Source organism: Pseudoalteromonas sp. AS84 (assembly GCF_038900255.1).
In the GTDB taxonomy this organism is placed as follows: domain Bacteria; phylum Pseudomonadota; class Gammaproteobacteria; order Enterobacterales; family Alteromonadaceae; genus Pseudoalteromonas.
This window is the reverse complement of record NZ_JBBMQY010000047.1, coordinates 1-2,666: the sequence shown is the minus strand read 5'-3', so window position 1 is coordinate 2,666 and position 2,666 is coordinate 1. Positions and strand designations below refer to the sequence as shown.

Here is a 2,666-nt window from a genome sequence, read left to right as displayed (position 1 = left end):
ACTTCGATTGAGAAGTTGCCATCAGCATCCACAGTGGTGGTGAACGTTTGTGAGCTACCTAAATCATCCACTACGGTAAAGTTAATAACGGTGCCTTCAACCGCATCGCTTGTTCCGCTGAGTGTCGGGGTGATGTCGTTACTTGAGCCTGGGCTGGTAAGTACAAGCGTCGGTGCAATGGTATCTATTTCACCAGTGCCTGTGGCAGTAGCTTCATTGCCTGCGGCATCGCTCACACTTGCGCTTACTGTAAAGGTGCCTTCAGCCAGTACTTGCGTGGCTGCTACGCTCCATGTGCCATTAACCCCTAATGTGGTCGTTACGGTATGAGTAATGTTATTACTGTCTGTAATTTCAACGCTCACGGTGCTGCCTTGTGGCGCATTCGCTGTGCCGGTGATCGTAGGTGTTGTGTCATCAGTCACAGTTACATCATTTACGGCAATATTAGGAATGGTCGTATCAACAATGCCACTTCCTGTTGCGGTACTTGTATTGCCGCTTCCATCAGTAACACTCGCTTCAACTTCATAACTGCCTTCAGCTAAGTCAACAGGGGCTTCAACACTCCAGATACCGTCTGTAACGGTTGTTTGTACCGTGTTTGTTATGTCATTACTGTCCGTGAAACTGACGGTGATAATAGTGCCATTTGCTGCACTGCTGGTACCGCTCACATTCGGCGTTGTATCATTTGTATCCATTAATGCATCAATATTAATACTCGGTGCATTGGTATCCAATGTTGCGCCTTCACTTAACGTGGTGGTGTTGCCTGCACTGTCACTGACGCTTGCTTCGATAGTGAGTGGACCATCAGTTAGCGCGTTCGGTACATCCGCTGACCAACTGCCATCGGCTTGCACTGTCGCGATGAACGTTTCTGTATTATCTGCATCCGTGACGTTAATCGTTATAACCGTGCCTGCTGGCGCGTTCGATGTCCCGCTAATTGTCGGCGTGCTGTCGTTGGTTGCGCCTACTGTGTCTAACGTCAGTGTCGGCGCTAATGTATCTAAGTTGCCAGTTTGCGTTGCACCGCCAGTGTTACCTGCATCATCGGTGATACTGGCTTGCACGGTGTAGCTTCCATCTGGTAACTCAGGGCTGATTGCTTGCCAATCACCATTTGCATCCACGGTGGCGGTGATTGGGTGTTCATCACCGTTACTGTCGGTAATAACAATGTTTATAACCGTGCCTGCGGGCTCTGTTGATGTGCCGCTAACGGTCGGTGTGCTGTCGTTACCTAAGCCCAGTGCATCAACGGTGACGATTGGCGTGATGGTATCTACATTACCGCTGCTATTTGCGGTGGTGTCATTGCCTGCGGCATCTGTAATACTCGCGGTGACAGTAAAGTCACCTTGTGCGAGCGCACTTGGGATCTCAATGTCCCAGTGGCCATCACTGCCAACAGTGGTGGTGATAGTTTGTACGGCGCCGTCACTGTCGGTCACAGTGAGTGTGACTGTGCCGCTAATTTCATTACTGGTGCCCTGAAGCTCGGGTGTTAAATCGCTGACATCGCCCACGTTTTGAATGGTGAGTATTGGCGCTTGTGTGTCGATGGTAGTGGTGTCACTCACTGTGGTTTCGTTGCCAACACTGTCGCGTACACTTACTTCAATGGTGCTTTGACCTTCACTTAATGGTGTCGCTGGTGTGGCACTCCAGTTGCCATCCGCATCCACAAGCGCGGTGATGGTTTGTGGATTACCATCACTGTCGGTCACTGCAATAGTGACTTGCGCGCCTTCCCCCGCATCACTTGTGCCGCTAATAACAGGTGTATTGCTGTCACTTTGTGCTGCAACATCAACAGTGAGTGTCGGCGGTGTATTATCAAAGTCATCTGAGCTAATTGTACGGGTATTACCTGCGGCATCGGTCGCTGTTGCGATCACTGATCCAAGATCAAGTAAAGATACATCTAATCCGACTAATGACCAGTTGCCATCCGCATCCGTTGTAGTGGTATATGTTGCACCAATACCACCGCCTACCAGTTGCTCGGTAATGGTAATTTCACTGCCTGCAGGCAAATCAGAGGTGCCGCTTAGAGTAATTAACAAACCAAGTTCAAACGTTGGTGTAAAGGCAAGTGCCGGTGGGGTTACATCTACTTCGCCACTGTCCGTGCCAGTACCTGTGTTGCCTGCGGCATCGGTAATGCTGGCGCTGACGCTGTAATTACCTTCAGCTAATGTACCTGTTGGTGTCGCACTCCAGTTACCATTTGCATCGGTTTGTACATCAATGCTTTGGGTGGCATTTGCTGCGTCTGTAAATGTAACCGTAATGGTGCTGTTAGGTGCGTCACTGGTGCCAGTAACGGTTGGCGTGCTGTCGTTTGTTAATACTGGCGCATCCACCGTAATACTTGGTGCAGCGGTGTCTATTGTGCCGTTACCTGTAATGTCCGTGCTGTTACCTGCCACATCACTGATGCTGGCTTCAATACTATACGGTCCTTCTGCAAGTGCTGTTGGCACTTCGACTGAGAAGTTGCCATCGACATCAACAGTGGTAGTAAACGTTTGTGGATTGCCTTGATCGTCAACAATGGTGAAGGTTATTTCGGTGCCCTCAACGGCATCGCTTGTTCCGCTGAGTGTCGGGGTGATGTCGTTACTTGAACCTGGGCTGGTAAGTACAAGTGTCGG

General features: G+C 50.0%; 1 protein-coding gene. It reads right to left on the bottom strand.

Annotation, left to right across the window (positions count from 1 at the left end; translation table 11 throughout):
• Positions 1–2,666: Ig-like domain-containing protein (locus tag WNY79_RS20745; protein ID WP_342876789.1), on the bottom strand; the 2,666-nt coding region annotated here is incomplete at both ends.